Origin of the sequence: Arthrobacter sp. AB6 (genome assembly GCF_031844545.1) — a bacterium.
Lineage (GTDB): Bacteria > Actinomycetota > Actinomycetes > Actinomycetales > Micrococcaceae > Arthrobacter.
Genome location: NZ_JAUZVL010000019.1, coordinates 18,170 through 44,581 on the forward strand (window position 1 = coordinate 18,170; position 26,412 = coordinate 44,581).

At 66.4% G+C, this 26,412-nt stretch carries 25 protein-coding genes; 13 read left to right on the forward strand and 12 right to left on the reverse strand.

Annotated features, from left to right (window positions below; all coding sequences use genetic code 11):
- Positions 1-78: 78 nt before the first annotated feature.
- The gene (locus tag Q9R30_RS14355) at positions 79-726 is read right to left on the reverse strand and encodes a GNAT family protein (protein WP_311217980.1); all 648 of its coding nucleotides are present in this window, start codon (positions 724-726) and stop codon (positions 79-81) included.
- 43 nt (positions 727-769) lie between these two features.
- Positions 770-1,564, reverse strand: a complete 795-nt coding sequence (locus Q9R30_RS14360) for a hypothetical protein (protein ID WP_311217981.1) — start codon at positions 1,562-1,564, stop codon at positions 770-772.
- Between the two features lie 59 nt (positions 1,565-1,623).
- On the opposite strand from Q9R30_RS14360, the gene Q9R30_RS14365 reads away from it, so the two are divergent.
- On the forward strand, positions 1,624-2,178 hold the full coding sequence (locus Q9R30_RS14365) for a prepilin peptidase (RefSeq protein WP_311217982.1): 555 nt from the start codon (positions 1,624-1,626) through the stop codon (positions 2,176-2,178).
- Positions 2,179-2,249: 71 nt separating this feature from the next.
- Positions 2,250-2,720, forward strand: coding sequence for an NUDIX domain-containing protein (locus Q9R30_RS14370; protein WP_311217983.1), 471 nt, complete (start codon positions 2,250-2,252; stop codon positions 2,718-2,720).
- 141 nt (positions 2,721-2,861) lie between these two features.
- On the opposite strand, the gene Q9R30_RS14375 is transcribed toward Q9R30_RS14370, so the two are convergent.
- The 3 genes from Q9R30_RS14375 to Q9R30_RS14385 all read right to left on the reverse strand — a co-directional run bounded on the left by Q9R30_RS14375 (position 2,862) and on the right by Q9R30_RS14385 (position 5,681).
- Entirely contained in the window at positions 2,862-4,289 is a 1,428-nt protein-coding gene (locus Q9R30_RS14375) for a class II fumarate hydratase (RefSeq protein WP_104997218.1), read from the reverse strand.
- Positions 4,290-4,376: 87 nt separating this feature from the next.
- Positions 4,377-4,991 (reverse strand): carbonic anhydrase, encoded by a 615-nt coding sequence (locus tag Q9R30_RS14380; RefSeq protein ID WP_104997219.1) that lies wholly within the window; start codon positions 4,989-4,991, stop codon positions 4,377-4,379.
- Between the two features lie 9 nt (positions 4,992-5,000).
- Positions 5,001-5,681 carry a DUF4245 domain-containing protein gene (locus tag Q9R30_RS14385; protein ID WP_311217984.1) on the reverse strand — a complete coding sequence of 227 codons (681 nt, stop codon included), beginning with the start codon at positions 5,679-5,681 and terminating at the stop codon, positions 5,001-5,003.
- A gap of 224 nt (positions 5,682-5,905) precedes the next feature.
- Here Q9R30_RS14385 and glpX point away from each other — a divergent pair, with 224 nt between their 5' ends.
- Together glpX and Q9R30_RS14395 are read left to right on the forward strand one after the other, a co-directional pair.
- Positions 5,906-6,928, forward strand: a complete 1,023-nt coding sequence (glpX, locus tag Q9R30_RS14390) for a class II fructose-bisphosphatase (protein ID WP_199775395.1) — start codon at positions 5,906-5,908, stop codon at positions 6,926-6,928.
- An 88-nt stretch (positions 6,929-7,016) separates the two neighbouring features.
- On the forward strand, positions 7,017-8,072 hold the full coding sequence (locus Q9R30_RS14395; RefSeq protein ID WP_311217985.1) for a peptidoglycan bridge formation glycyltransferase FemA/FemB family protein: 1,056 nt from the start codon (positions 7,017-7,019) through the stop codon (positions 8,070-8,072).
- A 91-nt stretch (positions 8,073-8,163) separates the two neighbouring features.
- Here the strand turns inward: Q9R30_RS14395 and manA are convergent, their stop codons facing one another.
- The 4 genes from manA to Q9R30_RS14415 are packed head-to-tail and all read right to left on the reverse strand — an operon-like array spanning position 8,164 to position 12,877.
- Entirely contained in the window at positions 8,164-9,414 is a 1,251-nt protein-coding gene (gene manA, locus Q9R30_RS14400) for a mannose-6-phosphate isomerase, class I (RefSeq protein ID WP_311217986.1), read from the reverse strand.
- Positions 9,415-9,442: 28 nt separating this feature from the next.
- A complete protein-coding gene (locus Q9R30_RS14405) occupies positions 9,443-11,089 on the reverse strand; it encodes an LCP family protein (protein WP_311217987.1) in 1,647 nt (548 codons plus the stop codon).
- A 10-nt stretch (positions 11,090-11,099) separates the two neighbouring features.
- Positions 11,100-11,684: a 5-(carboxyamino)imidazole ribonucleotide mutase gene (gene purE, locus Q9R30_RS14410; protein WP_311217988.1), complete on the reverse strand. Its 585-nt coding sequence runs from the start codon at positions 11,682-11,684 to the stop codon at positions 11,100-11,102.
- Complete coding sequence (locus Q9R30_RS14415; RefSeq protein ID WP_104997225.1) at positions 11,681-12,877, reverse strand: 5-(carboxyamino)imidazole ribonucleotide synthase; 1,197 nt, start codon at positions 12,875-12,877, stop codon at positions 11,681-11,683. The genes purE and Q9R30_RS14415 overlap by 4 nt, the downstream gene beginning before the upstream one ends.
- Before the next feature lie 172 nt (positions 12,878-13,049).
- Here Q9R30_RS14415 and Q9R30_RS14420 point away from each other — a divergent pair, with 172 nt between their 5' ends.
- Positions 13,050-13,607 (forward strand): GtrA family protein, encoded by a 558-nt coding sequence (locus tag Q9R30_RS14420; RefSeq protein WP_104997226.1) that lies wholly within the window; start codon positions 13,050-13,052, stop codon positions 13,605-13,607.
- Between the two features lie 13 nt (positions 13,608-13,620).
- Here Q9R30_RS14420 and Q9R30_RS14425 read toward each other — a convergent pair whose 3' ends face one another.
- Positions 13,621-14,319: a TIGR03089 family protein gene (locus tag Q9R30_RS14425; RefSeq protein ID WP_104997227.1), complete on the reverse strand. Its 699-nt coding sequence runs from the start codon at positions 14,317-14,319 to the stop codon at positions 13,621-13,623.
- Positions 14,320-14,726: 407 nt separating this feature from the next.
- Here Q9R30_RS14425 and Q9R30_RS14430 point away from each other — a divergent pair, with 407 nt between their 5' ends.
- The 3 genes from Q9R30_RS14430 to Q9R30_RS14440 are packed head-to-tail and all read left to right on the forward strand — an operon-like array spanning position 14,727 to position 20,336.
- Complete coding sequence (locus Q9R30_RS14430) at positions 14,727-15,260, forward strand: WhiB family transcriptional regulator (RefSeq protein WP_104997228.1); 534 nt, start codon at positions 14,727-14,729, stop codon at positions 15,258-15,260.
- A 29-nt stretch (positions 15,261-15,289) separates the two neighbouring features.
- Positions 15,290-18,655: a glycosyltransferase family 2 protein gene (locus Q9R30_RS14435; protein WP_396136730.1), complete on the forward strand. Its 3,366-nt coding sequence runs from the start codon at positions 15,290-15,292 to the stop codon at positions 18,653-18,655.
- Complete coding sequence (locus Q9R30_RS14440) at positions 18,648-20,336, forward strand: DUF5719 family protein (RefSeq protein ID WP_311217989.1); 1,689 nt, start codon at positions 18,648-18,650, stop codon at positions 20,334-20,336. The genes Q9R30_RS14435 and Q9R30_RS14440 overlap by 8 nt, the downstream gene beginning before the upstream one ends.
- A 27-nt stretch (positions 20,337-20,363) precedes the next feature.
- Here Q9R30_RS14440 and Q9R30_RS14445 read toward each other — a convergent pair whose 3' ends face one another.
- Positions 20,364-20,876, reverse strand: a complete 513-nt coding sequence (locus tag Q9R30_RS14445; protein ID WP_104997231.1) for a metallopeptidase family protein — start codon at positions 20,874-20,876, stop codon at positions 20,364-20,366.
- Positions 20,877-20,994: 118 nt separating this feature from the next.
- Here Q9R30_RS14445 and Q9R30_RS14450 point away from each other — a divergent pair, with 118 nt between their 5' ends.
- The 4 genes from Q9R30_RS14450 to Q9R30_RS14465 all read left to right on the forward strand — a co-directional run bounded on the left by Q9R30_RS14450 (position 20,995) and on the right by Q9R30_RS14465 (position 24,489).
- Entirely contained in the window at positions 20,995-21,384 is a 390-nt protein-coding gene (locus tag Q9R30_RS14450) for a DUF3499 domain-containing protein (protein ID WP_104997232.1), read from the forward strand.
- Positions 21,385-21,462: 78 nt separating this feature from the next.
- Entirely contained in the window at positions 21,463-21,690 is a 228-nt protein-coding gene (locus Q9R30_RS14455; RefSeq protein ID WP_104997233.1) for a Trm112 family protein, read from the forward strand.
- 9 nt (positions 21,691-21,699) lie between these two features.
- On the forward strand, positions 21,700-23,187 hold the full coding sequence (gene ahcY, locus Q9R30_RS14460; protein ID WP_104997234.1) for an adenosylhomocysteinase: 1,488 nt from the start codon (positions 21,700-21,702) through the stop codon (positions 23,185-23,187).
- 63 nt (positions 23,188-23,250) lie between these two features.
- Positions 23,251-24,489, forward strand: a complete 1,239-nt coding sequence (locus Q9R30_RS14465; RefSeq protein ID WP_104997235.1) for an Ig-like domain-containing protein — start codon at positions 23,251-23,253, stop codon at positions 24,487-24,489.
- 3 nt (positions 24,490-24,492) lie between these two features.
- Here the strand turns inward: Q9R30_RS14465 and Q9R30_RS14470 are convergent, their stop codons facing one another.
- A complete protein-coding gene (locus Q9R30_RS14470) occupies positions 24,493-25,293 on the reverse strand; it encodes an RDD family protein (protein ID WP_311217990.1) in 801 nt (266 codons plus the stop codon).
- A gap of 72 nt (positions 25,294-25,365) precedes the next feature.
- Between Q9R30_RS14470 and Q9R30_RS14475 the strand changes: the two genes are divergently transcribed.
- Positions 25,366-26,358 carry a stage II sporulation protein M gene (locus Q9R30_RS14475; protein ID WP_199775344.1) on the forward strand — a complete coding sequence of 331 codons (993 nt, stop codon included), beginning with the start codon at positions 25,366-25,368 and terminating at the stop codon, positions 26,356-26,358.
- Positions 26,359-26,412 lie beyond the last annotated feature (54 nt).

Sequence of the window (26,412 nt, forward strand, 5' to 3'; positions counted from 1 at the left end):
CCTTCCTCTGCGTGCTGGCTCCTTCGTCGCCTTTGACGCACGCTGCCGGAAGGCGCACCCAGGCACCAAGTCCCGGCACTAGCTGATGTTCAAGTACTTCGCTGCTGCCTCGTGGCCTTCTACCCTGAGGGTCCAGTCGGGGCGTTTGAAGGAGTCCGGGGTGAGGCGGACGTGCTGGACTGTCTCGACCTGCGTCCCCCAGGCCTTGCGCGTGATGCCGTTGGCTTCGTAGCCGAGGGAGCGGGATACGCCGAGGGAGGCTTCGTTCCAGCCGGCGGCCTCGGACTCGGCTACTTCTGCGCCCAGCCAGTCAAACGCGTAAAGGGCGACGGCGGCACGCATCTCCTTGCCAAAGCCGCGGCCCTGCATTGACTGCGTGAGCCACGATCCTGTGGTGACCGTCTTGAGCGCCGAAAAATCTTTGGCCCCGACGTCCTGGCAGCCGATGAACTCACCGGCGTGCCAGATGCCCAGCAGGAGGGTCCACGACTCGGGGGTGCACTCCGCGCGGCAGCGCCAGTGCCATTGCGCCATTCTGGGGCCGAGCTCATGTTCCGGAGCTTCCGCCCAGGCGGTGCTGAACGGGTTCCTGCCGGGCTCGTGGATGCCGCTGCGGGCGGCGGCCACGGCAGCCGGAAGGTCCTGGTCGAGGACAGGGCGGAGCTCCAACCGCGGAGTTCTGAGGGTCAGGCCGAAGAGCGGCCATACGGCGTCCAGCGTAGTCATCCGCGAAGCCTAGCCGATGAGCCTGCGTGGCGGCCTGTCACGGTCACGCGGGGACGTCCCAGCTGATGTGGCGGCGGACGTCGGTAAGGTTCATGGACTGGGCAAGGAACAGGTCGTCCAGCATATATTCGTCGACGGCGATGATCCGCAGCCAGTGCCCGTACTGGTCAGTGCCGGATTCTAGGGAGCGGCTGGAGACGCACACTCCCGTTCCAAGGTCCACCCGGATCCGGGTGCGGCCCGGCAGGCACAGGGGAGCGGCAGGATCCACGGGGCGATAGGCGGCGGTGGGGGAGACGACGGCCTCGAGCGCGGGCCGGCCCTCATGCTCCCGGCGGCTGACCTCGTGCATTTCCACGGCGTTGCTGCCGGGGAACTCGAGGGGCACGGGCGCGTTGCCTGCGAGTTCCACCGGGTCCAGGGCGGCGGAGAAGCGTCCGTTGCCGAAGCCCGGCTCGCCGTAGGCTGCTTCCGGGCGGCGCCGCACCAGGCCCAGGTCGTCGTAGACGGGCGTCACCAGATGGGGCGGGAGGAGCCAGGATTTCCGGGTGGAGCTGGTGTAAAGGCCGTCTTTGGAATCGTTGATTCCCGTGGTGCTGTGGAGGACCAGTCCCTCCGGGCTTTCGAGGCGGAGTGCCCCGGGGCGGCGCAGCCAGGCGCGGACAAGCGGAGCAGCAGGACTGGGAGCCTCCGGGAACGGCTCATCCCAGTAATCAAAGCGCAGCGACTGCCACTTCCAAGGAGAGGACCGGCAGAGGTCCCGGAACATGGCTGCGAGGTCCGTGGAGGCAGCACCACTGTCCGGATCCGGCCGGTGCCGGGATTCCCACGTCGCCATATCCACAGTTTACGCGCGGCCAGTACTGCCGGAGAGTGGAAATCCAGTAGCATCCGAGGGTGATCCAACGACTGGGCGAACTGTGGCAGCACACCCCGCTGGCCTTCTGGCTGGTGCTGGCTGCCTGCGCCTACTTCGCAGTGATGGCCGTGCGGCTCACAGTGATTGACGTCCGCCACCACCTCCTGCCAAACCGGATTATCTTTCCGTCCTACGCCGTTGCCGGTGTGCTCCTCCTCGCGGCGTCGGCCTTTCCCGGTGCCGGCGCCGGCGGGGCCCCCGATGCCCCCGGATTCGCGGCAGGCTTGATGGCCCTTCCGCTGCTTCGGGTAGTGGCCGGAGCCGCCATACTGTGGCTCTTCTACTTCGTTCTCCGGGCGGCCTATCCGCCCGGAATGGGCTTTGGCGACGTGAAACTGGCAGGAGTCCTGGGAATGTACCTCGGCTACCTCGGCTGGGGCCACCTGTTTGCCGGTACCTTCCTGGCCTTCCTGCTGGGCGGCGTGTGGTCCATCGTGCTCCTGGCTGCAGGCAGGGGGACATTGAAATCCTCCATCCCCTTCGGGCCGTTTATGCTCGCCGGAGCTGCTGCGGCCATGCTGCTTCCGGCCTGATCCCCCGCAGCGGGGGACCGGGGACTGCTTCCGGCAGGCAAACGGGGAAAGCACTTCGGTAGGCTGGCGGCATGCCAGCGCCTGACTACGTCCTGAAGCTCCGTAAGAAAATCGGCAATGATCCGCTGTGGGTTCCGGGCGTCCGCGGCGTGGTGGTGGACGCCCTGGGGCGCGTCCTGCTCGCGCAGCGGGCGGACAACAGACAATGGGCTTTGGTCAGCGGGATGCTGGAACCCGGGGAGCAGCCGGCACGCGGCCTGGTGCGGGAGATCTTTGAGGAAACGGCAGTTGTGGCCGAACCCGAGCGAGTGGTCTCCGTGGGGGCTGTTGGGCCCTTCACCTACCCGAACGGTGACGTGTGCGAGTTCCTTGATGTGGTGTTCCTCTGCCGCTACGTTTCCGGAACTGCCCGGGTGAATGACGACGAATCCCTGGCCGTCGGGTGGTTCGGCGTTGATGAGTTGCCTGAGCTCATGGCCGGCCACCTCACCAGCATCCACCGTGCCCTGGCTCCGGCCGAAGCAGCCCACTTCGAACCCTGAGCCCTGCCCCCCTGCGCCTTCGCGGGAAATCCCAGCGCCCGCAGAGGAGCTTAACGACGCCGGCCGCCCGCCTTCGCAGGGAAGGTGGGCGGCCGCCGTCGTGCTTGTCCCTTGCCAGGCGGGCCTGGCTGGGAAGGGGACCTACGCCTTGTGGGCCGGAGCCGTCATGGTGGTGACGTCCAGTGCCCTGTCAAGGTCCGCTTCGGAGACCTTGCCCTCGCCGTCACCGACGAAGCCGAGCTTCTCGGTGGCCTGGCGTACGGTCAGGCCCTCAGCCACGGCCGTCTTGGCGATCTTGGCGGCGTTCTCGTAGCCGATGTACTTGTTCAGCGGGGTCACGATGGACGGGGACGCCTCGGCCAGGAAGCGGGCCCGCTCCACGTTCGCGGTGATGCCGTCAATCATCTTGTCCGCCATGACGCGGCTGGTGTTTGCGAGCAGGCGGATGGATTCCAGCAGGTTGGACGCCATGACCGGGATGCCGACGTTAAGCTCGAAGGCGCCGTTGGTGCCGGACCAGGCGATGGCGGTGTCGTTGCCGATGACCTGTGCGGCCACCATGATGGATGCCTCGCAGATGACCGGGTTGACCTTGCCCGGCATGATCGAGGAACCCGGCTGCAGGTCGGGGATGGCGATTTCGCCAAGGCCTGTGTTGGGGCCCGAGCCCATCCAGCGGAGATCGTTGTTGATCTTCATGAACGAGATGGCGATGTTGCGCAGCTGGCTGGACGCCTCGATGAGGCCGTCGCGGTTGGCCTGGGCCTCGAAGTGGTCGCGGGCCTCAGTCAGGGGAAGCCCCGTGTCGGTTGCCAGCAGTTCGATGACGCGCTCCGGGAACCCGGCCGGGGTGTTGATGCCGGTGCCCACCGCTGTGCCGCCGAGCGGAACCTCGGCGACGCGGGGGAGGGACGCGTTGATGCGTTCGATGCCGTAGCGGACCTGCGCGGCGTAGCCGCCGAACTCCTGGCCGAGCATCACCGGGGTGGCGTCCATCAGGTGGGTGCGGCCGGACTTGACCACGTCCTTGAACTCAACAGCCTTGCGCTCCAGCGACTCCGCCAGGTAGCCGAGGGCCGGGATGAGGTCGTTGATCAGGGCCGAGGTGGCAGCAACGTGGACCGATGTGGGGAAGACGTCGTTGGAGGACTGCGAGGCGTTGACGTGGTCGTTCGGGTGGACAACCTTGTCGCTGCCGGCGGCCTTGAGGGCACGCGAGGCAAGCTCGGCGATGACCTCGTTGGTGTTCATGTTCGAGGACGTGCCGGAGCCCGTCTGGAAGACGTCGATGGGGAAGTCGCCGTCATACTTGCCGGCGGCCACCTCATCGGCTGCATCTGCGATCGCCTTGGCCAGCTCGCCGTCGAGCACACCCAGCTCAGCGTTGGCCTGGGCGGCAGCCTTCTTGACCCGGGCCAGTGCTTCAATGTGCGCACGTTCCAGGGTCTTGCCGGAAATGGGGAAGTTCTCCACTGCCCGCTGCGTCTGCGCGCGGTACAGTGCGTTCACGGGGACGCGGACTTCGCCCATCGTGTCATGTTCAATGCGGAACTCTTCAGTGGAAGTCATGGGGCTAGCTTAGGACGCACGGGCGCCGCACCGAAAACCGTGAACTGCTTGCTACAGGCCCACGGCCGCGGCAGTTTTGGGAAGCTCCTAGTGCTCGCCGATTCCGGAAACAAGGTTGGCGCGGCCTTCGGCCAGGCTGTACGAGAGGCCGATCACCGCGGTCTTGCCGGAGCCGATTGCGTCGGAAATCACACGGGAGCTGTCCACGAGGCGCTGCGACGTCTGCTTGACGTGTTCCACCACCATGTCATTGACTTCGGTTTCCTCATTGCGGAGGGAGGTGAGGACCGACGGCGTAATCCGTTCCACCAGGTCCCGGATGAAACCTGTCGGCATCTCTCCGGTTTCCACTGCGGATTTGGTGGCGCTGACGGCGCCGCAGCTGTCGTGCCCCAGGATCACGATCAAGGGCACCCCCAGCACTGCCACGCTGTATTCCAGCGAGCCCAGGACGGCGTCGTCAATGACCTGGCCGGCCGTCCTGACGACGAAGACGTCGCCGAGGCCCACATCGAAGATGATCTCTGCGGCGAGCCGCGAGTCGGAGCAACCGAAGATGACGGCGAAGGGGTGCTGGTTCTCCACGAGGGATGACCGGCGTGACGCATCCTGGTTGGGGTGCGAGGTCTCACCGTTAACGAATCGTTCATTGCCTTCGCGCAGACGGCGCCAGGCGAGTGCAGGAGTCAGGTAGGTAGCCACGCGCCTACCTTACGGCGCGGCGGGCGCAGAGGGTGAAACTGTGACAGCCGGGTTGCTTTCCATGGATCTGACGACGGCGTCCGCCAGCGCGGCGATCTCGTCCAGTTGGGCCTCCCCGGACAGGATGACGGTGGTGCCGCGGTAGTCCAGCACCAGGGACTTTCCGCCCTTGCCGGTGTCCCGAAGCTGCCAGTCCTGCCCGCCGGCGTTCCGGGAGCCGGTGACCGGCGCGTTCCTGGTTTGCTGAAGAAGCCAGGTGGGGTTGGCGCTCCTGGTCTGGACCAGGCTGATGAAGGACTCCCTGGGCGTCAGGTATCCCACTTCCCAGGTGGGGACGCCGCTGCCGGTTCCGGCTTCCCAGCGGGCGTAGTTCGGCCGGAAAGTGTTGCCGGTGTCCGGGGCTGCAGGTGTGAATCCCGCCACATCCGCGGCGTTGCGTGCGGTGGCTCCCACATCGATGTTCGGACGGTAGCCCTCGCTTTTGGGCAGCGGATTCATGAGGATGATGGGCAGGAACGCCGCGATGCTCACCACCAGGGCGATCACCATTCCAATCACTGAGGCGTTGGCGCGCTTGGCGGCTGCCGCCGGAATGACGGGCTTAACCTGCCACTGTCCTGCCGTGGCGCCGGGTCCGTTGCTGCCTCCGGATCCGTGCGGCTCGGGACTGGGAGTGGTCTTTTCCTGCATGTCATTCACACCTCTATAGTCGCCCATGCCGGCGGTCAACTTCCATTTGGCCGGCGCCGGCTCCGCGGCGCAGCTCCCGGCACATTGCGGTGTTGCGTCATCCGCCGCCCCGTGGGCGGTGCCGCGACTATGATCGGTAGCAGAGGAATCACCGCCCTGCCGCACCGGCCGGGCGGGTTCAATGATCGCCACTCGAAGAAGAGGTTCACGTGTCACCAGCGTCCATGACCCAGAAGTACTCCACGCTCTCCCCGTCCCTTGCAGTGGGTAACGATGAGCCGGACCGCAACCTTGCCCTCGAGCTTGTCCGCGTCACCGAGGCGGCAGCCATCGCCGGCGGTCACTGGGTTGGTTTCGGCGACAAGAACAAGGCTGACGGCGCTGCCGTTGACGCCATGCGCTCCTTCCTGCAGACCGTCCACTTCAACGGTGTCGTGGTCATCGGTGAAGGCGAAAAAGACGAAGCCCCCATGCTGTTCAACGGCGAACGCGTCGGCGACGGTACGGGGCCCGAATGCGATGTTGCCGTCGATCCCATCGATGGAACCAGGCTGACTGCACTGGGCATCAACAACGCCCTTGCCGTCCTGGCAGTAGCCGAGCGCGGCTCCATGTTCGACCCCTCCGCCGTGTTCTACATGGAGAAGCTCGTCACGGGTCCGGAAGCCGCTGACATGGTGGACCTCCGCCTCCCGGTCAAGCAGAACCTGCACCTGATCGCGAAGGCCAAGGGCGTCAAGGTCAACCAGCTCAACGTCATGATCCTCGACCGTGACCGCCACAAGCCGCTGGTGGAGGAAATCCGCGAGGCAGGCGCGCGCACCAAGTTCATCATGGACGGCGATGTGGCAGGCGCCATCGCAGCTGCCCGCTCGGGAACCGGCGTCGACGCGCTGATGGGCATTGGCGGCACCCCGGAGGGCATCGTTGCGGCCTGCGCCATCAAGTCCCTCGGCGGCGTGATCCAGGGCCGCCTGTGGCCCACCAGCGACGAAGAAAAGCAGAAGGCCATCGATGCCGGCCACGACCTCGAACGGGTCCTGTCCACCAACGACCTCGTCTCCAGTGACAACTGCTACTTTGCCGCCACCGGCATCACCGACGGCGACCTCCTCAAGGGAGTGCGCTATTCCAAGGACAAGGTCCTTACCCAGTCCATCGTGATGCGTTCCAAATCCGGCACCATCCGCTTCGTTGACGGCGAGCACCGGGCCGACAAGTGGGAAGGTTACGCCCGCAAGAGCTGACCCGGCCGCGTTGAGATTCCAGGCCCCCGGAGCGCGCACCGCGTTCCGGGGGCCTGGCGTTTTAAGCCGTTGGTATAGGGTTGAAGCCATGATTCCTGCTGTTGTGCCCTGTACTGACCGCGCCCTCTGGGACGACCATGTTGACCGGTTCCAGGGACATCCGCAACAGCTCTGGGGGTGGGGCGAGACCAAAGCAATGCACGGCTGGTCCGTGGACCGTGTGCTCATCAATGACGGCGGGAACACCATTGGCTGCGCCCAGTTGCTGGTCCGGCGCCTTCCCCTTCCGTTCCGTGCGCTGGTGTATATTCCCCGCGGCCCCATGTGTGCTCCGGAAAATGCGCAGGCGGTCCTCAACAGCCTGGCCGGCCACGCCGCCGTCCGGCACAGGGGCGTGGCCCTGAGCATCGAACCCGACTGGGACCGGGATTCAGTCTTCGCCGGTGAAGTGGCGGCCGCCGGGTTCCGGTCATCCAGCAATACGGTGCTGATCCCGCGGACCCTGATCCTTGACCTCACCAGGACCGATGACGAGCTCATGGCGGACATGTCCAAGTCCACCCGCGCCAACATCCGCAAGGCCATGCGCAGCGACGTGGAGTTCCGCAAGGTGAAGAACGACGCCGAACTTGAGCAGGTACTGGCCGTCTACCACGAGACCGCGGACCGCGCCGGGTTCGGGATCCACGAGGACCAGTACTACCGGGACATCTTCAAGAACATGGGTGACGGCTCGCCGATCATCGGGGCGTTCGACGGCGAGCAGTTACTGGCGTTTGTCTGGCTCGCGAGGAGCGGCTCCACCGCCTTCGAGCTCTACGGCGGCGTGTCTGCCGAGGGGCAGAAGCAGCGCGTCAACTACGGCGTTAAATGGGCGGCGCTGCAGGCGATGCGCGAGGACGGCTGCTCCCGCTACGACTTCAACGGCCTGCTCAACGACGGCATCTCGGACTTCAAAAAGCAGTTTGCCAAGCACGAGAACATGCTGCTGGGCACTTGGGAAAAGCCGCTCTCGCCGTTCTACCCGGCATATGCCCAGGCCATGCCGCTGGCGCGGCGCGGGCTGCAGACCGGCCGGCGGCTGCTGAAGGCTGCCGCCGGCAGGGTCCGCCCTGTGCTCCAGAAGCTGCGCCCGGGCAGCTAGCCCCGGCAAGCAAAGGGCGACGGCGGCACCCGCCCGGGTGCCGCCGTCGCCCTTTGCTGTTGCTGCCTGGAGAGCCGTGGGGCGCGGCCTGCTACAGGCCCGTGGTCACGGCGAAAGCTAGCGCAGGCTCCGTGCTCCCCGCCACCGGGTGAACGTTGACCGGAGCCTCGGCGGCGGCCAGGAAAGCGCTGCCGCCCCGGGCGAGCTGCAGGTCGCCCTTGGGCGAATCGAGGTAGATGTTGCCGGCCACAACAATCACCACGGCCGCGCCGGACTGTGCCAGCGGTACCGGTCCGGCGTCGGGTGAGAGCTCGATGCGCTGCAGCTGGAATTCCGCGAACGGCGGGCGGAACAGTTCCTGGTCCAGGACAGTCCTTTCGGCCGCGAGCATGGGCACCGCCACAGGCTGGAAGTCAACCGTCCGCAGGAGCTCGGGCACATCCACGAACTTGGGGGTGAGGCCGCCGCGCAGGACGTTGTCGGAGGATGCCATGACCTCCACGCCCAGCCCGTGCAGGTAGGCATGGACGTTTCCGGCGGGCAGGTAGACCGCCTCGCCGGGTGCCAGCGAGATGCGGTTCAGCAGCAGGGAGATCAGGACCCCGGGATCGCCGGGGTACTTTTCGTTCAGGCTGATCACAGTGTTGAGTTCGGCCTCGTAAGGTGCAACGGGCGCTCCGGAGCGGAGCGCGGCCACCACCAGCGCAGTAGCATCAGCCACTGACTGGCCGCCGCTGATCAGGCGCTCGAAGGCTTTCCGCAGGCCCGTGCTTTCGTCGGCGGACTGGAGGTCCCCAAGCAGCCCATCGATCAGCGCGGGAGCCCCGCCGTCCACGGAGTCGAAGGCGGCGGCAACGTGCCGCAGGATTTCCACGGTCCGGGCAGCCGGACGGAAACCGCACAGCGCCTCAAACGGCGTCAGGGCGAGAATCATCTCCGGCTTGTGGTTGTCGTCCCGGTAGTTCCGGTTGGGTGCCTCCGGGGCCAGGCCCGCCGCGTTTTCCCGCGCAAATCCCGCCCGTGCCTGCTCCAGGCTCGGATGGACCTGCAGGGACAGTGGCTGGGCTGCCGCCAGGATCTTGGCCAGGAACGGCAGCCGCGGACCAAAGCGGGCAACGGAGTCCGCGCCGAGGAAATGCTCCGGATCGCGCGAGATCAGGGCGTCCAAGGGCGTGGTGGCCGAACCGTCCTCGGGAACGCGGGCGACAGACGGGGAGTCGGGGTGCGCGCCGATCCACAGTTCCGCTTCGGGCCCGCCGGACTCCGGGCGTCCCAGGAGGGCGGCGATGGCCGTCGTCGAACCCCAGGCGTAATCCCGGAGGACGTTGTCAATCTGGTACAAAACCGTTCCGTTCGTTGGTGGGTTGGCTCTAGAGCGGGGCGCACTGGCCGTTGGTGGCCACGAGCTGGCGGATGGCTTCTTCATCGCCATCGCGCTTGAGCTGGTTCAGCATCTCTGCGGTGATCGGCTCGCCGTCGGGGGTTGTGGTCACCGGGGTGAAGTCCGACGGCGTGGGCTGCTGTGCGGCGCCGCCGCCGGCCAGCAGGCCAGCGGGGGAGGCCCCGGCCGCCTGGATGCGCCCGGAACCCGCCTTCGGGACGGCGATGGCGTCGTCTGCAATTCCTGCCGACTGGGCGCCCTTGGCGGAGGCCGATGCCAGCAACTGGGCCACCCGCTCATGGAGCCGGCCGAAGTCCGGGACGGTGGAGAAGGAAGCGTCGAAGTCAGGGGGGCCGATGGTAAGCCGCTTGACCTCCTGGCCTTTCGCCTTGATGGCGAGGTCCAAAAAGCTGCCAAGCTGGGAAGAGGAGATATTGGATTCCACAACCCGCGTGCCCGCGTTGGCGATGTCCTCGAACTTGGCCAGCAGCGTGGCCGGGTCCAGTTGCTTCAGCATGGCTTGCTGGACGCATTGCTGGCGCTGGATACGGGCGTAGTCGTCCACATACTCGCGTGACCGTCCGTACCAGAGCGCCTGGTTGCCGTCGAGCGTCTGCTCTCCGGCGGGGATCCACCCGAGGGGCATGCCGTGGGTTTGGCTGTAATCGTCGAAGTAGCCGCTCATGGGTACCCAGCCGCCGGCCTTGATCTTAATGCCGCCCATGGCGTCGATGAGGGTGGAAAAGCCTTCCATGTCCACCAGTACATAGGCCTGGATTGTCATTCCCAGAGTTCCGGAGACGGCTTCCATGGTTGCCTGCGCGCCGGGATCGGCCACCCCCGGGTAAAGGTCCGCGTATTGGTTGGTTACTTCGGTGTTGATGGCATTGATGAGGCATTCGTCGCCGCAGTTGTAGCCGTCGGGATAGATGGCCCGCATCGGCGAGTCTTCGCTGAACTGCGCGTTCTGGAAGTTGCGGGGGACGGAAATGATGGCGGTCTGGCCGGTTTCGGCGTCAACGCTCAGCACGGAGAGGCTGTCCGGACGCCGTCCCGTACGGTCCTCACCGGCGTCGCCGCCCATCATCAGGAAGTTATAGCGCCCGTCCACGGGGTCGATGGCGGGCCCGGAGGAAAAGATATTGCCGATAGCGTTACGGCCCACGTTGAGGAGGTAGGCGGCATAGCCGAGCGACCCGCTCCCGAGGACCAGAGCCAGTACCAAAGCAATCCCGACGGCGGGCCGTACCGAGGGCTCCAGCAACACGGGGCGGATCAGCCGCAGGGTGTTGATGAACAGCGCCGCCCAGCCGACGGCCAGCGCCACCAGCAGGATCACGATCGCCAGGGAGGCGAAGGGATTGGTGATGATGTTGATCAGGAGGGGGCGGTTGAGGAGCAGCAGGAGCAGGGTGAGCGCGAGTACCGTCCAGACGCAGAGCGTTACGGCCAGTGCGGCGCGGCCCAGCTTCCGGTCGCCGGCCACAATCTGGGCGCTGCCCGGTACCAGGAGGGTCAGGAGGACAAGCACGAAAGCGCGCTTGGTGCGGACGGGCGGGGAAGCGCTGACCGGGTACCGGACGGGATCTGTCATTGCGCCGCCGGGAGCGGAGTCATGCAGCTTGCTGCTGGACATACGCGCCGCCCTAGCGGCTGCCCCGCAGGGCGCCGTTGCCTTCGGCAAAGACCTCGCTGACCTTTTGCCGCAGGTTCGCACCCTTGCGGGTAGCGACGGCGTTGAGGTCCGCGGCGAAATCAAGGAGGTCTGCGCGAAGCGATGCGGCAAGCCCGTCCGTCCCGGCCGCCAGTATCCGCACGGCCAGGAGGCCCGCGTTGCGTGCCCCGGCGATGGAAACGGTAGCCACCGGAACGCCCGCCGGCATCTGGACGATGGACAGGAGTGAATCCATGCCATCCAGGGTCTTCAGGGGGACAGGCACGCCGATGACCGGAAGCGGCGTAACGCTGGCCAGCATGCCCGGCAGGTGGGCCGCGCCGCCGGCGCCGGCAATGATGACCCTCAAACCGCGCTCATGGGCGGTCTGCCCGTAGCGGATCATTTCCGTCGGCATCCGGTGGGCGGACACGACGTCGGCCTCGAACGGAATGCCGAACTCCGCCAGCGCGTCCGCCGCGGCTTCCATCACGGGCCAGTCCGAGTCGGAACCCATGACCAGGCCTACCAAGGGCGCTGTCTCCGACGCGGTGGCTGGTGTGGTTTGGGCGCTCATGCGTTCTCCTCGAAAGTGCTTGGCGTTTCCTCCGCCGCTACCCGCCCGTCGCGGATGATGTTAGCCACCATGGTGGCACGGCGGCGAACGGACTCAACGTCCGTGGTTGATGAACCCACCAGGTTCACATGGCCGATCTTGCGGCCGGGCCGGACGGACTTGCCGTAGCAATGCACCTTCGCGGCAGGTTCGCTGGCAAGCGCCAGCGGGAAGGCGGAATACAGGTCCTGGTTCTCGCCGCCCAGGAAGTTCTTCATCACCACCACCGGGGCAAGGGTGTCCGTGGCGCCAAGTGGAAGGTTCAGTACCGCCCGGAGGTGCTGCTCGAACTGGCTGGTCACCGAGCCGTCCTGCGTCCAGTGGCCGGTGTTGTGGGGGCGCATGGCAAGTTCGTTGATCAGGAACCCTGCCCCCGAACCCGGCGTCTCGAAGAGTTCAACGGCCAGCACGCCCGTCACTCCCAGCTCGCCGGCAATCCGCAGGGCGGCGTCTTCCGCTGCCGCTGCAACCTCCACGGGGATATCCAGCGCGGGCGCTATGACCTCGTCACACACGCCGTCCACCTGGATGGTGTGCACCACGGGCCATGCCCGGGCCTCGCCGTCCGGCGTCCGTGCCACCAATGCGGACAGTTCCCGCGTGAACTCGACCTTAGCCTCGGCCAGGAGGGGACTCATGGCGTCAAACCATTCTTCTGTGTCCGCAGCCTCTTCCGCCGAGCCCACAATGCGGACACCCTTGCCGTCGTACCCGCCACGCGGCATCTTCAGCACAACCGGCCAGCCAGTCCGTTCCCCGAAACTGACGAGGCCTGCCACGTCCTCAACCGAGGCCCAGGCGGGATTGGGAAGTTCCAGCCGGTCGATGGCTGCACGCATCACCAGCTTGTCCTGGGCGTTAACGAGCGCGTCGGGTCCGGGCTGGATGTTGACTCCGGCGTCCTGCAGGGCACGAAGGTGGGCCGTTGGGACGTGCTCGTGGTCAAAGGTCATGACGTCCAGGCCTTCTGCGAAGTCCAGGAGGGTCTGCAGGTCCTTGTAGTCACCCACAGGCGAGGACGGCACCGCCGATACAGCGGAGACATCGTCACCTTCGGCAAGGACGCGGAGTTCAAAGCCAAGTGCGGTTGCGGCCGGGGCCATCATGCGGGCAAGCTGGCCGCCGCCCACCACGCCTATTACTGGAAAAGTCACATTTGCCAGCCTACCGAAGACCGACCGGTATCCCACGTTCCGGTCCGCGGCGGGCAGGAGTGTTTCGGGCGCCGAAAGCCCCAGGCGCAGGTTAGGGAGGCTGCCACGCAGGTTTGGGGGCTAAAATGGCCTCTGGCCCGATGGCCCACAGTTCAGACAGCCATGGAGGGCCATGTTTACCGCACTTGCAGACCGCATCCGGGGACTCGCGTCCCTTTTTTGGCGCGAAGTCGCCAAATTCGGAGCTGTGGGCGGTGTTGCGTTCGTCATCGACAACGGCCTCACCTACTACCTCATGCACGGCCCCATGACCGACAGCGAGGCCAAGGCAAGGTTTGTCGGCGCCTCGGTGGCCACGGTGTTCTCCTGGATTGCCAACCGGCTCTGGACCTTCCGGCACCGCCGGCAGGCAAACGTGCTCCGGGAATTCCTGATGTTCGTCCTCATCAATGGGATCGGCATCGGCATCTCCACCGGCTTCACCGCCCTCGCGAAGTACGGTCTGGGCGTGACTGACAAGAATATGCTGTTCTTCGCGGGAATACTTGGCATCCTGGTAGCCACCGTTGTCCGCTTCTTCGCCTACCGGTTCCTGGTGTTCAACCAGGAACTGGACCAGGAACCGGAGTTCTCCCACGACCACGAGCTCATCGAGCTGCACCACCACGCCAAGGAGCGCACCGTCCCCGTCGAGAGGGAAACCTCGGCCGAAAGCCAGGGCAAGGGCTAGCCGGCACGGCAGCTCAACTTCCGTGGATGCGTTCCGCTGCGAGCAGGTTGTCCGTCAGCTGCACATCCGGGTGGGTTACCACCACCGAGCCGTCGCGCCGCCAGGCGCCGAGGGCATTTGACAGGGCCGCCTCGAGGCCGTTCCCGGCCGGGATGTGCAGCCGCACGCCCTCTTCATGAGGTACCGCGAAGCCGTCGAGCAGGTCCTGGTGAAGGTAGCTCCGGCCGTCGCCGGCCACGATCGCGCAGCCTGCGGGATCAGCTTCGGCATGGGCCATGAACACGTCCCCGTGGGAGCGCACTTCCGCTGCATAGTCGAGGTAGCCGGCGCCCAGCTCACCGGGCCAGCGCATGGCCAGCGCAGGCAGCGCAACGGCGATGACGGCGTCGTACTTTCCCTCCACCGTTTCCGGATCAGCAGTAACCAGGTAATCCGCCGGGCTGCGGTCAAGGACGGTCTGCATGCCGAGCTGCCAGGCGGCAAGTGCCCAGACCATGGACTTCCAGTGCGCCGGCAGTTCCAGGCCCAGCCGCATGCCGGGGGTCGCGTCCAGTTCGTCCTGGAGCAGGTTGCTGGTCTTGGCAACCCAGTTGTCCAGCACCCGGCCGGATAACTCAACGCGTTCGCCGTCGGGGCCGTACCAGGTGAGGCGCGGGGCAGTGGAGTTGCCTGAACGAAGGGTTGCCATGAGGTCAGCTGCCGGGTTGGTCATGGCTACATCCTGCCACCGGGGGCGCTCCTTGGACTACGGTTGGCCGGGCACTGCCGGCGCAGCACGCTGGAGTAGCACCCGCCACCCGACGTGACATATCTCACACTGAGTTGCTCAGTGTGCTTGCTATTTACTGTCTTTGCGGGTAATTTCCCGCAAACGGCGGCGAATTTGACGGTTCGCGGCCGTCAGTTCGGACTGCTGGACCATGGCGCCGCACGCCCGTAATAAATTACCGGGCGTGGCGTACGCCTTATTCGTGATCGAGAGTGATTATTATCCGGCGGCGGCTTGACTCGCCCTAGTTACACGCGTGTAATTAGATAACTAAAGGCAACTGCGTAAATGCCGGCACACAACCGAGTGCCACGTATCCAGGCAGGGGCTGCAACATCAGGAGGGTCGCCATGGGGCAAGCAGAGCGTATCCAGGAAGATGCCGTCGTGGCCGGCCAGGCAACGGCAAAATACCGGGCACGGGGGGTGCCGAGCGACTGGTACGTGGACCCGGCCGACCCCCATGCCGCCGAGCGGTACAACAGGAACGCGGGTGGCGCCCTTGAGGACCAGGCCACTGCCTTCCTCGCCGCGCACGAGGCCCTGCTGGACGGCGGCGCCGAGCCGGAGGATGAACTCGACCCTCCCATGGAGCTGGCCGCACCAAGCGCCATCCAGCCCGTATGGATCGGACTGCCTTTCCAGCAGGATTTCGACGACGAAGGCGAACTGGGCTGGCAAACGGACGCCTTGTGCGCCCAAACCGACCCCGAGGCATTCTTCCCTGAGAAGGGCGGCTCCACCCGCGACGCGAAAAAGGTATGCGGGGCATGCAACGTGCGTTCGCAATGCCTGGAGTACGCGTTGGCGAACGATGAACGGTTTGGCATCTGGGGAGGCCTTTCCGAGCGCGAGCGCCGGCGCCTTAGGAAGCGAGCAATCTAATTCACCAGGATGTCCATGTTACTGCCGTTGTGGTCGCCCACAACGGCAGTGACTATCTGCCCAGAACCCTCGCAGCCCTAGCGGACCAGACCCGGCCCGTGGACTACGCCATTGGCGTCGACACCGGCTCCCGGGATGATTCCAAGGCCCTTCTCCAGCAGGCCCTGGGCCCGGCCCACGTCGTCAGCCAGCAGCGGGGTAAAGGCGGCATGGGGGCGGCGGTGCTGGCCGGCCTGGCGGAACTGGCACCATGGCGCGGAAGCCCTGCAGGCGGCAGGACTGAGTGGATCTGGCTGCTGCATGATGATGCGGCACCCGCGCCGCAAGCCCTCGCCGAGCTGCTCAGCGCCGTCGAACGCGCGCCTTCCGTCACCGTGGCCGGCTGCAAGCAGCTGGACTGGGACGGCGGACGGAAGTTGATCGACGTCGGCCTGTCCACCAGCCGGTGGGCCGAACGACTCACCCTGATCGACGCCGATGAACTGGACCAGGGGCAGTACGACGGGCGCAGCGACACGTTTGCGGTCAATTCCGCCGGCATGCTGGTTCGCCGCGACATCTGGGAGCAGCTGGGCGGTTTCGATCCCGCCCTGCCCGGCAGCGGCGACGACGTCGACTTCTGCTGGCGCAACCGGCTGGCAGGGCACCGGGTTGTGGTGGTGCCCTCGGCCGGGATGTTCCACGTAGCGCACCGGCCGCACGCGCTGGGCAACGCCGCAGCCGCCCGGAAAGCCCAGGTCCATCTGCGCCTGAAACACTCGCCGCTGTGGATGGTACCCATCCATGGAGCCGGGGCCCTCCTGGGCAGCCTGTTCAAGCTGGTACTCAGTATCCTGGTAAAAGATCCCGGCCACGGCTTGTCCCAGCTGGTTGCCACCTGCGCCGCCCTCGGCCGGCCGCGCGCCGTGGCCCGGGCCCGCCGCAGCGCCCGCCGAACCCGCCGGATCCGCAGGTCTGTGATCCGCAAGCTTCAGACGCCCAGGCGCGAGGTCTGGAGCCACCGCCGGTCGTTAATGGAAGCGCTCGGCTCGGACAATTCACCTGCCGATGACCTGGAGCATGATCCACTGGCAAACCAACCCACGGGGGACGCGTCTGACGACTTCGCGGCACTTGCCACCTCAAAGCGCGGATGGGTGGGCAACGGCGCCCTGGCCACCGTCATCATCGCATCCGTCGCGTCGATGCTGGCCCTTACGGGACTTTTCCGTGCCGACGCCGTTACAGGTGGCGCCCTCATTCCCGTTTCCGGCGACCTCGGCGATCTGTGGCACCACGCCTCAAGCTGGTGGATCACGCTGGGTGCAGGATTGCCCGGGCGGGGAGACCCCTTTGGATACGTCCTGTGGATCCTTGGCGTATTTGGCGGAGGCGACGCCAACGCCGCCATCGCCTGGCTGCTGCTGCTGGCAACTCCGCTGTCCGGGCTGACCGCGTGGTTCGCTGCGGGAGGACTGACTGTCCGCCGCCGGCTGCGGCTGGCCGCGGCTGTCTTCTGGGCTGCCGCCCCTGCCCTCCAGGTGGCGCTTAATCAGGGCCGGGCCGGCGCCCTGGTTGCCCACATCATGCTTCCCTTGCTGGTCCTTGCGCTGCTGCGGGCCACCGGCTCTGCAGTAGGGCACGGCCGCTTCACGCTGCCTGCCCTTTCCAGCGACCGCCTTGGCGACAGGCCGCCGGCCAGGCCAGGCATCAACGGCACGCCGTCCTGGACCGCCGCCGCGGCCGCGGGGCTTGCACTGGCTGTTGTTGTCGCGTCTGCACCGTCGCTCCTGGTTCCGGCCGCCGTGGTCATCGTGCTCTGCGGCCTCCTGCTCGGCCGCCGCGGCCGCACGGTCTGGTGGGCCCTGCTGCCCACTGCGGCCCTTTTCATTCCCTTCGGCATCTCCGTGCTCGACAGGCCGAGGGCGTTGCTGGCGGATCCCGGTCTGCCGCTGGCTTTTGATGCTGCACCTTTGTGGCAGCAGCTCTTGGGACAGCCGTTGCAGTTTGATCCGGAGGGCGGCCTGGAGGGGCTTCCCTACTTCACGGGCGGCGCAATTCCGTGGGCCTTGCTGCTGGCACTCCTTGTGGCGGTCCCGGTGCTCGCCCTGGCCGTTGCCGGGCTGCTGATCCCCGGACGCCGGGCCAGGACAGTGAGGTGTTTCTGGGTGGCCGCCATCATTGCCCTGACCGGCGGCTGGCTGGCCGGCCACGTGGCCACCGGACTAAACGCGGAAACGCTGGTGACCCCCTTTACTGGCCCGCCAGTCTCGGCCGCGGCCTTCGCACTCCTGGCGGCAGGCATTCTGGGTGCGGAACAACTCCTGGCCATGAGCGACAAAGCTGTGGCCAGCAGCACCACCAGGCACAGGACTGCCCTGCGGTCAGTCGCTGCCATCAGCATGGTCGTCCTGCTGACCGGCCCCCTCGCGGGGATGGCGGCGTGGTCCGCCCAGAACCTGCTTCGCCCTGCGACTGCCGCCGGGACGGTCCAGGCGGGCGCCGGTGCCACGGAATCGGGCGTTGCCGGCGACGCCGGCGCGCTCGGAGTCCCCCGCCTGGTGGAGCCCGCCAACCCGCGGACCCTCCCGGCGACCGCGATCGACCGCGGTACCGGCCCCGAGCAGACCCGCACCCTGCTGATCAGTACACGGGACAACGGCATTTTCGATGCAACCCTGATGCGGGGCTCCGGCACCACGTTGGACAGTTTTTCCGCCATAGCGTCCGCACGCAACATCATCGGTGCGCCGGGGGAGGAGTCGGTACGCGACGACGATGACGTCGCCGCCGCCGTCCGCCGCGTAGTGGCCATCCTTGTTGCCGGCCAGGGCGTGGACCCGCGGATCGACCTCGAACAGCTGGGCGTCGGGTTCATTGTGCTGCGCTCAGCGGACACTGCGGCGCAACTGACAGCAAGCAGGATGGATGCCGTACCCGGACTTGTGGCCGTCGGCCAGACAGACGTGGGATGGCTCTGGCGGATCACCCCGCTGAACCAGCCGGTACTGCAGGCTGCCGATGTTGCCCACCGGGTACGGATCGTGGACGCAAACGGTGCTGCCATAGGGCTGGTTCCCTCCGCCTACACCGACGTCGACGCCCCCGTGGATGCGGGCCCGGAAGGGCGCCTTGTGGTCCTGGCAGAACGTGCGGATCCCGGCTGGAGCGCCTGGATCGATGGCCGCAGGCTCACGGCAACTACCTCGGGCTGGGCCCAGGCCTTCACGCTCCCCGCCTCCGGAGGACAGCTGACCATCCGCTATGAGAACCCTTGGGCACTGTGGACGGCCATAGCGCAGGTCACGGTAATTGGCCTGACGGTCCTGCTCGCCATCCCGATGCCCGCCCGAAGGACACGGACCGGCCTTTCACGGGACGAGGGCTCCCTGCGTAAGGAACACCAGAATGCATGAGCACACCGCGGCCGCCGAAGAGCCGGAAGCCAAGGCCCCCGGCGGGGCGCACAGCGTAACGGGCGCCCAAGACACCCCGGACACTGATCAGCGTTCTTCCCAGCCGGTTTCAGTACAGGGGCGCAAAGCGAGGCTGATGGGGTTCGCCTCGGCGGCGGTGATCCTCGCCGGAGCGGGGGCCGTGGTGGTGGGCGGATCCCTCCTGCCACAGGCGGATTCCAGCCGTGCGGTGGCGGCCCCGGCAGTAGCTGTCCCCGCCGGGACGAGCCTGGGCGTGTGCCCGGGACCGGCCCGGCTACTGGAAGGCACCGAAACAGGAACGGATCCCCAGTTCAGTCCGGTGTCAGCTACGGCGGCCAGTTCTGTCACAGGGGCGGTGCTCGGCTCGGCGGGCGTGCTGCCGGCTAGCCGGCTGTCGCAGCTGGACGGGACAACCGCCGTCGAAATCTCCAAGGAACCCGGCCAGGCTGCCACTGCCGGTTCGCCCCAGGAACTCCTGGCCGGAGTGGTGGACGCCCGTCCTGTAGAACAGGCCAGCGTACTGAGCGCCGACGCCTTGGCGAACCAGAAGGCATCGGCCGCAGCGGTGATGAAGTTCACTGCCACTGACGGAGACCTCCAAGGCACCGCAACATCCAACTGCCAGCCGCCGTCCAACGACCAGTGGCTTGCAGGAGCCAGCACAACCGTGGGCCGGGCCTCCGTGCTGGTGCTGACAAATGCTTCCACCACGCCGGCCACCGTCAGCCTGGAACTTTTTGGCGCCCAAGGGCAGATCCAGGCGCCTGGCAGCCGCGGCCTGCTTGTCGCTCCGGGCACCTCCCGATCCGTGGTCCTCGCAGGCTTGGCGCCGGGGGAGCGGCAACTCAGCGTCCACGTCCGCAGCGCCGGCGGCCCCGTCGCGGCGGTGATCCAGCAGGGCGTCCTGCGCGGCCTCACCCCCGGGGGAGTGGACTTCATTGCGCCGGGAGCAGCTCCCGCAGCGCGCCAGGTCATGACGGGCGTGGACATCCAGGACCCTGCCGGACTGGCCCAGCTGACCGGGAAGTCCGGATATGAGGATGCCGGCCCGGCCCTTCAGCTGACGGTTCCGGGGCCGTCGGACGCAGTGGTGGAGGTCAAGCTCTACGGCCGGGACGGCCAAGAGGCCCTGCCCTCCGGCGGCGTCATTACGGCAAAGGCAGGCGCCGTCACTGAAGTTTCGCTCGCGGGTGTCCCCGCCGGGCAGTACACGGTGGCAGCGTCCTCGGATGTCTCGTTTGTCGCGGCCACGCGGATCACCCGCGGGCTCCAGGAAGGCGAGGCGTCGGACGTCGCCTGGGCAGCGTCCGGGGTGAGGCTGGGCAGCCAGCACGTGGTTCCGGTTCCCCAGGGCGGCAGCCGCAGCCTGATTTTCGGCGCCTTGGACGCCAGGGCCACCATCACCTATTCGGCGATCACATCGGACGGCAAAGTCCGGCCGCCGTCCACCGCCGACATTGCCGGCGGAACCACCTCTTCCATAGCGGTGCCGGACAAGGTTGAGGACGCGGGCGTCGTGGGCTACGTAGTTTCCGCGTCCGGCGATGCCGCTTACGGCGCAGTGCTGGTCCAGCAGGACGGCAGGAACGACGTCTCAACGCTGGCATTCCTGGCAGCAGCCGCCGGCCAGGAAACAGTGCCCGTGACGCTCAGCCACTAGGCTGGCCGGACAGCTGCAGCGGCAGGCTCAGTACCGGCGGCGGTACACCGGGTCCAGCGTCTCCGGAGCCACTCCGAGCATTTCGGCGGTGTGCTCCACAACGACGTCGTGGATCAGGTCCTGGAGCTCTTCCGGGCCGGGGCTCGCCTGTTCCACCACGCGCCGGTACACGGTAATCATGGGTCCTTCCCCGTCCGCAGCGGGAGCATAGGAGCCCAAGGGAGCGGGGGAAGTGCCGGCCGCCAACTGCTCCAGGTCCGGCGGGATCTCGTCCACGCCGAACCGGACCCCGTCCAGGGTCTTGCCCCAGATGTCGTGAAGCCGCTGGGCGGAATCCATCACCATGTCATCAAAGCGGTCCGAGCGGGTCCGGTAGCCGGGATGGGTTGGGAGCATCACTTCCCCGCGCAGCCCGCGCCCGTGCCGGTTGCGGCGGCGCATTGCGAAGCTCTTGCCCGGTGAGCCGGTCCCTGGATCCCTGCGGGCATCCGGATCAGCCAACCGGACCGTGAAACCTGATTTCTGGTTCGATGACTGCATACATTGACTGTAAACCCGGGGGAACTTTTATGCGATACATTCTGCCCGGGGCACGGACGCGGCGGCCCGGGGCGGCAATGCGCTGTTTTCGCGGCGATACGGAGTAGTCTGGGATGTCGTGGGAGCTATCCGTCAGTGTTCAAGATCTGCCTGCCGCCAGTCGGCGGTGGCCACCCTGACGTACGTCTATGCGGACTCCACAGCAGTCCTCGGTCCCCTGGCCACATACGCCGAGCCGCATTGTTACGATTTGTGCGAGCAGCATGCCGGCTCCCTGACGGTCCCGCGGGGCTGGGAGGTCCTGCGACTCGCCATGCCGTCGACTCCCCAGCAGCCCGGCCCTGACGACCTGCTCGCCCTTGCCAATGCCGTCCGGGATGCTGCGGCCCTGCCCAGCCAGGCGAAGCAGCCGCCGCTGCAGCGCGGCCCCCATTCAGCCCTTGAGGCGCCGGCCGGGGCCGAGGGCACCCGCAGGGGACACTTGCGCGTCCTGCGTGAACCCTCCTGACATCCATGTGGCGGTAGGCTGGAAGCTGCACATCAGTCCGCTACCGGCGCGAGCGCGCCCGCCAGGGAGCACCAATAAATGCCCAAGATCAGTCCCGAACTGCTGTCCGTCCTGCGTTGTCCCGTGACCGGTTCCCCCCTGGTGCAGGAAGGCGAGGAACTGGTTGCCGCCGTCGCTGCGGAATCCGGGGTCAAGCCGCGTTACGCCATCGAGGACGGCATACCGCTGCTCCTGCCCCCCGAGCTGCTGGCAGCAGCCTCCGCGGCAGGATCAGACCAACATGACTCTGCCTCCGGAACGAATTAAGGACCATCCATGACTTTTGACTACAAGGTTGCCGACATCACCCTGGCAGAAGCCGGCCGCCACCAGATCCGCCTTGCCGAGCACGAAATGCCCGGGCTCATGTCGCTGCGCGAGGAGTTCGGGCCCACCCAGCCGCTCCAGGGCGCCAGGATCGCAGGATCACTGCACATGACAGTGCAGACAGCCGTGTTGATTGAAACCCTCACCGCCCTGGGCGCGGAGGTCCGCTGGGCTTCCTGCAACATCTTCTCCACCCAGGACGAAGCCGCCGCCGCCGTGGTGGTTGGCAAGGGCACCGTGGAGGACCCGCAGGGTGTGCCGGTGTTCGCCTGGAAAGGCGAAACCCTCGAAGAGTACTGGTGGACAGCCGAGCAGATCCTCACCTGGCCGGGCGCGGAATCCGATCCCGAACTGGGACCCAACATGATCCTGGACGACGGCGGCGACGCCACCATGCTGGTGCACAAGGGCGTGGAGTTCGAGGCAGCGGGCAACGTGCCGTCCGCTGATCCCACTGATTCCGAAGAGTACGGAATCTTCCTTGAGGTCCTGCGCCGCTCCCTGGCCCGGGACCCGAAGAAGTGGACGCGGACGGCAGCCACGATCAAGGGCGTCAGCGAGGAAACCACCACGGGCGTCCACCGCCTGTACCAGCTCGCCGAACAGGGCAAGCTGCTGTTCCCGGCCATCAACGTCAACGACTCCGTCACCAAGAGCAAGTTCGACAACAAGTACGGGATCCGCCACTCGCTCCCGGACGGCATCAACCGCGCAACGGATGTGCTCATGGGCGGCAAGGTTGCCGTCGTCTGCGGCTACGGCGACGTCGGCAAGGGCGCCGCGGAAGCGCTGCGAGGCCAGGGTTCACGGGTCATCGTTACCGAGATCGATCCCATCTGCGCGTTGCAGGCCGCGATGGACGGCTACCAGGTGGCCAAGCTGGAGTCTGTCCTCGCGCAGGGCGACATCTTCATCACCACCACGGGCAACAAGGACGTCATCATGGCGGAGCACATGGCCGGCATGAAGAACAAGGCGATCGTGGGGAACATCGGCCACTTCGACAACGAGATCGACATGGCAGGGCTTGCGAGGGTCCCCGGCATCAAGAAGGTCGAAATCAAGCCGCAGGTCCACGAATGGGTTTTCGAGGAGGATCCTGCCACTGGCGAGGCCAGCCGGTCCATCATTGTCCTTTCCGAGGGCCGCCTGCTGAACCTGGGCAACGCCACCGGCCACCCGTCCTTCGTCATGAGCAACTCGTTCGCCAACCAGACCATTGCGCAGATCGAGCTGTGGACCAAGAAGGACCAGCCCGAAGGCGAACGCGAATACGAGAACCAGGTCTACGTGCTGCCCAAGGTCCTGGACGAAAAGGTGGCCCGCCTGCACCTGGATGCCCTGGGCGTTGAGCTGACAGAGCTAAGCAAGGACCAGGCCGAGTACTTGGACATTGACGTCGCCGGCCCTTACAAGCCCGAGCATTATCGTTACTAAGAAGTAAAGCGCCCGGGCGCCCACTGCGCCCGGGCCGTTACTTTCTGCCCCTAGGATCAACATATGGAGCCCGAAGTCCAGTCCCGCCGTCCGGGGACCCTCAAGAAAATCCTCCTCGTGGTGGCTGTCTGCGTCCTTGCCGCCATGGGCGGCGTTTTCGCGGCGGTTGCGCCGGGCATCGCCCGGGGCGCCATCGAATCCGAAGCGGGATCCGCAGTCCGGACTTCCCCTGGCATTGCCTCGCCGGTTATTGCTCCCGTCAAGTCCGACGCCGCGCCGGCCAACGGTGCTAAGCAGGTGAATCCGGCGGCCCCGGTGTCGCTGAAGGTAACCAACGGCACCATCGAGCGCGTCACCTTGACCAGCACCTCAGGTGAAATCATCGAGGGCCGCATTGACGCTGCGGGCACCGGCTGGTCCGCAGCCGGGCCGCTCAAGTTCAACACCGACTACAGCTACACGTATGTCGTCAAGGACGAAGCGGGCCGCGAAACAAGCACCACGCAGTCCTTCAGCACCGTATCCAGCACGCACGAGGCGGACGCCGCCATCTACCCGCTTGATGGCATGAAAGTCGGCGTCGGACAGCCGTTGCAGGTCATCTTCAGCGAGCCGGTGGTCAACCGCGAAGCCGTGGAAAAGGCCATCACCATCACCAGCAGCGCCGGCCAGCCGGGCGCGTTCCACTGGTACAGCGACACCATGGTCCGGTACCGGCCGGAGAACTTCTGGGCCGCCAACTCCACCATCAGCATGGACATGAAACTCTTCGGCGTGGACCTGGGCAACGGCCAGATTGCCAACTTCAACAAGAAGGTGAACATCTCCATCGGCGACAAGAAGGTGGCCGTTGCCGACGCCGCTGCACACACCTTCACGCTGAGCGTCAACGACCAGGTGGTCAAGACCCTGCCGGTAAGCATGGGGGACAAGCGCTTCCCGTCGGCCCGTGGCTACGGCGTGCTGATGGAAAAGAAGCGGCATGACCACTTCCGGGCCTCAAGCATCGGCCTGAAACCCGACGATCCGGCCTACTACGGTGACGTCGACGTGGAATACACCATCCGCCTCACCCTCAGCGGCGCCTACATCCATCAGGCCCTTGAGTCGGCCTATCCGTTCATCGGCAACACGAACGTCTCGCATGGCTGCATCGGGTTTGCTCCCGACGGTGCTGCCTGGGTCTTCGACAACATGGGCACCGGGGATGTGGTGCAGATCGTCAACACCGAGGGCGACTACGCCGCCCACGACGACGGGTTCGGCGACTGGAACATTCCCTGGAGTGAGTACGACAACTAGCGGTCAGCTGCCGAAAGGCAGCCGCTGCAGCCGCTCGCCCGTCCCGGTGTTGCGCCGGCGCGATTGGGCCAGCCGGGTCAGCTCACGGTTGCGGCGTTCAGCCACGACGGCGGCAAGGTAGTCGTCCGGCCCGGTACCGGGGGGAGGGGGCGGAGCCACGTGGGCGGACAGTTCGGTGGCGATGGACAAGGCCATTTCCGAACGGGACAGGGGGGCCATCCGCGCTGCCTGGCGGAGGAACTGGGTAGCCCTGCGGGCCGTCGCATCGGGGATCCTTCCGATATCGGCGGCGGCAGCCCACGCCTTCAGCCGCTGCGGAACGAACACCGGAACCGGCTGCTCAACGGGGACCCGCGTACGGACTGCGTAGGTTCCGGCCATGAGGTCACCCAGCCTGCGCGACTTGTCATTGAACAGCGCAACGGTCAGGGCAATCCCCCCAAAGGTCAGGTAGATCTCCAGGAATCCGGTCAGGCCGCGGATGACCGCATGCCGGAACCGGATGGCGCCGCCGTCCTCCCGAACCACCCGGAGGCCGGTGGCCAGCTTGCCCAGGGACAGGCCGCGGCTCAGCGTCTCCACCCCTACAGGAACAATCACCAGGCAAAAGACCACGCCCACCAGGATCAGGGCACGCGTAGCCGCCTCGTCGAGGCCCTCACCGGCAGCTGACAGGCCAAACAGGATCGCCACCAGCAGGATGACGCTGAAGGCAACATCAAGGAGCAGGCCAAGGGCGCGGGCGGCAAAGGACGCCGGCCGCAGTTCCAGCACCACGGCCTCGCCGGTGACAATCGAACTCACAGTTCTTTCCCGCTCCTCAAGGCTTTCGGTGTGGTCGCTCACAGTCTAGTGCGGTAGCGCTAGGCTGGTCCCGTGGATATGGACGCCTTTTCCGCCGTCAACGCGGACAAGTGGGCACGGCTGCATGAGCTTGCCTCCAAGGGCAGGCTCAGCGGCCGCGAGGCCGATGAACTGCTGGCGCTGTACCAGTCCACGTCGGCGCACCTGTCCCTGATCCGCTCGGTCGCCCCCGAAAGCGGGCTCTCCGCCTCCCTGTCCGCCACCCTCGCGCAGGCGAGGACCCGGTTCACCGGCGCGCGGTCCAACCCCATGGCGGACCTGGCACGGTTCTTCGTGGTGGCACTTCCGGCGGCGTTCTACCGCCTGACCTGGCTCACGCTTGCCTGCGGCGCGGCCTTCACCCTCATCGGTGCGGCGTACGCACTCTGGATTGGCACGTCCCCGGAAGCGCTGCGGGCAGTGGCGTCCGAGGCCGCGGCCCGGCAGTACGTCGAGGAAGACTTCATCAACTACTATTCCGAAAACCCGGCTGCGTCCTTCGCAGGCGCCGTGTGGACCAACAACGCCTGGATCAGTGCGCAGGCTGTCGCGTTGGGGATTACGGGCTTCTGGGTTCCGATGATCCTCTTCAGCAATGCCCAGGGCGTGGGGGTCGCCGCCGGTATTTTTGCCGCCGCAGGCAAAACCGACGTTTTCTTCAGCTATATCCTGCCGCACGGCCTGATGGAACTCACCGCAGTCTTCATCGCCTGTGCCGCCGGCCTGCGGATCTTCTGGGCGATGGTTTCACCAGGCGCGAGGACCAGGGGCAGGGCGGTGGCCGAGGAGGGCAGGTCCCTGATCACCGTGGCCCTTGGCCTGGTCCTGGTGTTGTTTGTCTCCGGGCTGGTGGAAGGATTTGTCACTCCCAGCGCGCTGCCGGTGTGGGCCAAGATTGCCATCGGCGCCGCAGTTTTGGCTGCCTACTGGCTCTACGTGCTGAAGTGCGGCAGGCCGGCGTACCTGGCCGGAGAACGCGGGGACCTCCGGCGTGAGGACGCGGGCTACCCGGAAATCGCTGCCTGAATCGTTGTAATCCGACCGGGGTGGTTCCTCGCCCAGCCGAAGGCGCGGACGGTA

Bases quoted from the DNA above. Each gene is read 5' to 3' on its own strand.
- Q9R30_RS14440 (WP_311217989.1), top strand. From the start codon at position 18,648: ATGCATGAGCACACCGCGGCCGCCGAAGAGCCGGAAGCCAAGGCCCCC.
- Q9R30_RS14375 (WP_104997218.1), bottom strand. From the start codon at position 4,289: ATGACTTCCACTGAAGAGTTCCGCATTGAACATGACACGATGGGCGAA.
- Q9R30_RS14360 (WP_311217981.1), bottom strand. From the start codon at position 1,564: ATGGCGACGTGGGAATCCCGGCACCGGCCGGATCCGGACAGTGGTGCT.
- ahcY (WP_104997234.1), top strand. From the start codon at position 21,700: ATGACTTTTGACTACAAGGTTGCCGACATCACCCTGGCAGAAGCCGGC.
- Q9R30_RS14455 (WP_104997233.1), top strand. From the start codon at position 21,463: ATGCCCAAGATCAGTCCCGAACTGCTGTCCGTCCTGCGTTGTCCCGTG.
- glpX (WP_199775395.1), top strand. From the start codon at position 5,906: ATGACCCAGAAGTACTCCACGCTCTCCCCGTCCCTTGCAGTGGGTAAC.
- Q9R30_RS14425 (WP_104997227.1), bottom strand. From the start codon at position 14,319: ATGACCAACCCGGCAGCTGACCTCATGGCAACCCTTCGTTCAGGCAAC.
- purE (WP_311217988.1), bottom strand. From the start codon at position 11,684: ATGAGCGCCCAAACCACACCAGCCACCGCGTCGGAGACAGCGCCCTTG.
- Q9R30_RS14465 (WP_104997235.1), top strand. From the start codon at position 23,251: ATGGAGCCCGAAGTCCAGTCCCGCCGTCCGGGGACCCTCAAGAAAATC.
- Q9R30_RS14370 (WP_311217983.1), top strand. From the start codon at position 2,250: ATGCCAGCGCCTGACTACGTCCTGAAGCTCCGTAAGAAAATCGGCAAT.
- Q9R30_RS14355 (WP_311217980.1), bottom strand. From the start codon at position 726: ATGACTACGCTGGACGCCGTATGGCCGCTCTTCGGCCTGACCCTCAGA.
- Q9R30_RS14420 (WP_104997226.1), top strand. From the start codon at position 13,050: ATGTTTACCGCACTTGCAGACCGCATCCGGGGACTCGCGTCCCTTTTT.
- Q9R30_RS14445 (WP_104997231.1), bottom strand. From the start codon at position 20,876: ATGCAGTCATCGAACCAGAAATCAGGTTTCACGGTCCGGTTGGCTGAT.
- Q9R30_RS14430 (WP_104997228.1), top strand. From the start codon at position 14,727: ATGGGGCAAGCAGAGCGTATCCAGGAAGATGCCGTCGTGGCCGGCCAG.
- Q9R30_RS14395 (WP_311217985.1), top strand. From the start codon at position 7,017: ATGATTCCTGCTGTTGTGCCCTGTACTGACCGCGCCCTCTGGGACGAC.
- Q9R30_RS14385 (WP_311217984.1), bottom strand. From the start codon at position 5,681: ATGCAGGAAAAGACCACTCCCAGTCCCGAGCCGCACGGATCCGGAGGC.
- Q9R30_RS14405 (WP_311217987.1), bottom strand. From the start codon at position 11,089: ATGTCCAGCAGCAAGCTGCATGACTCCGCTCCCGGCGGCGCAATGACA.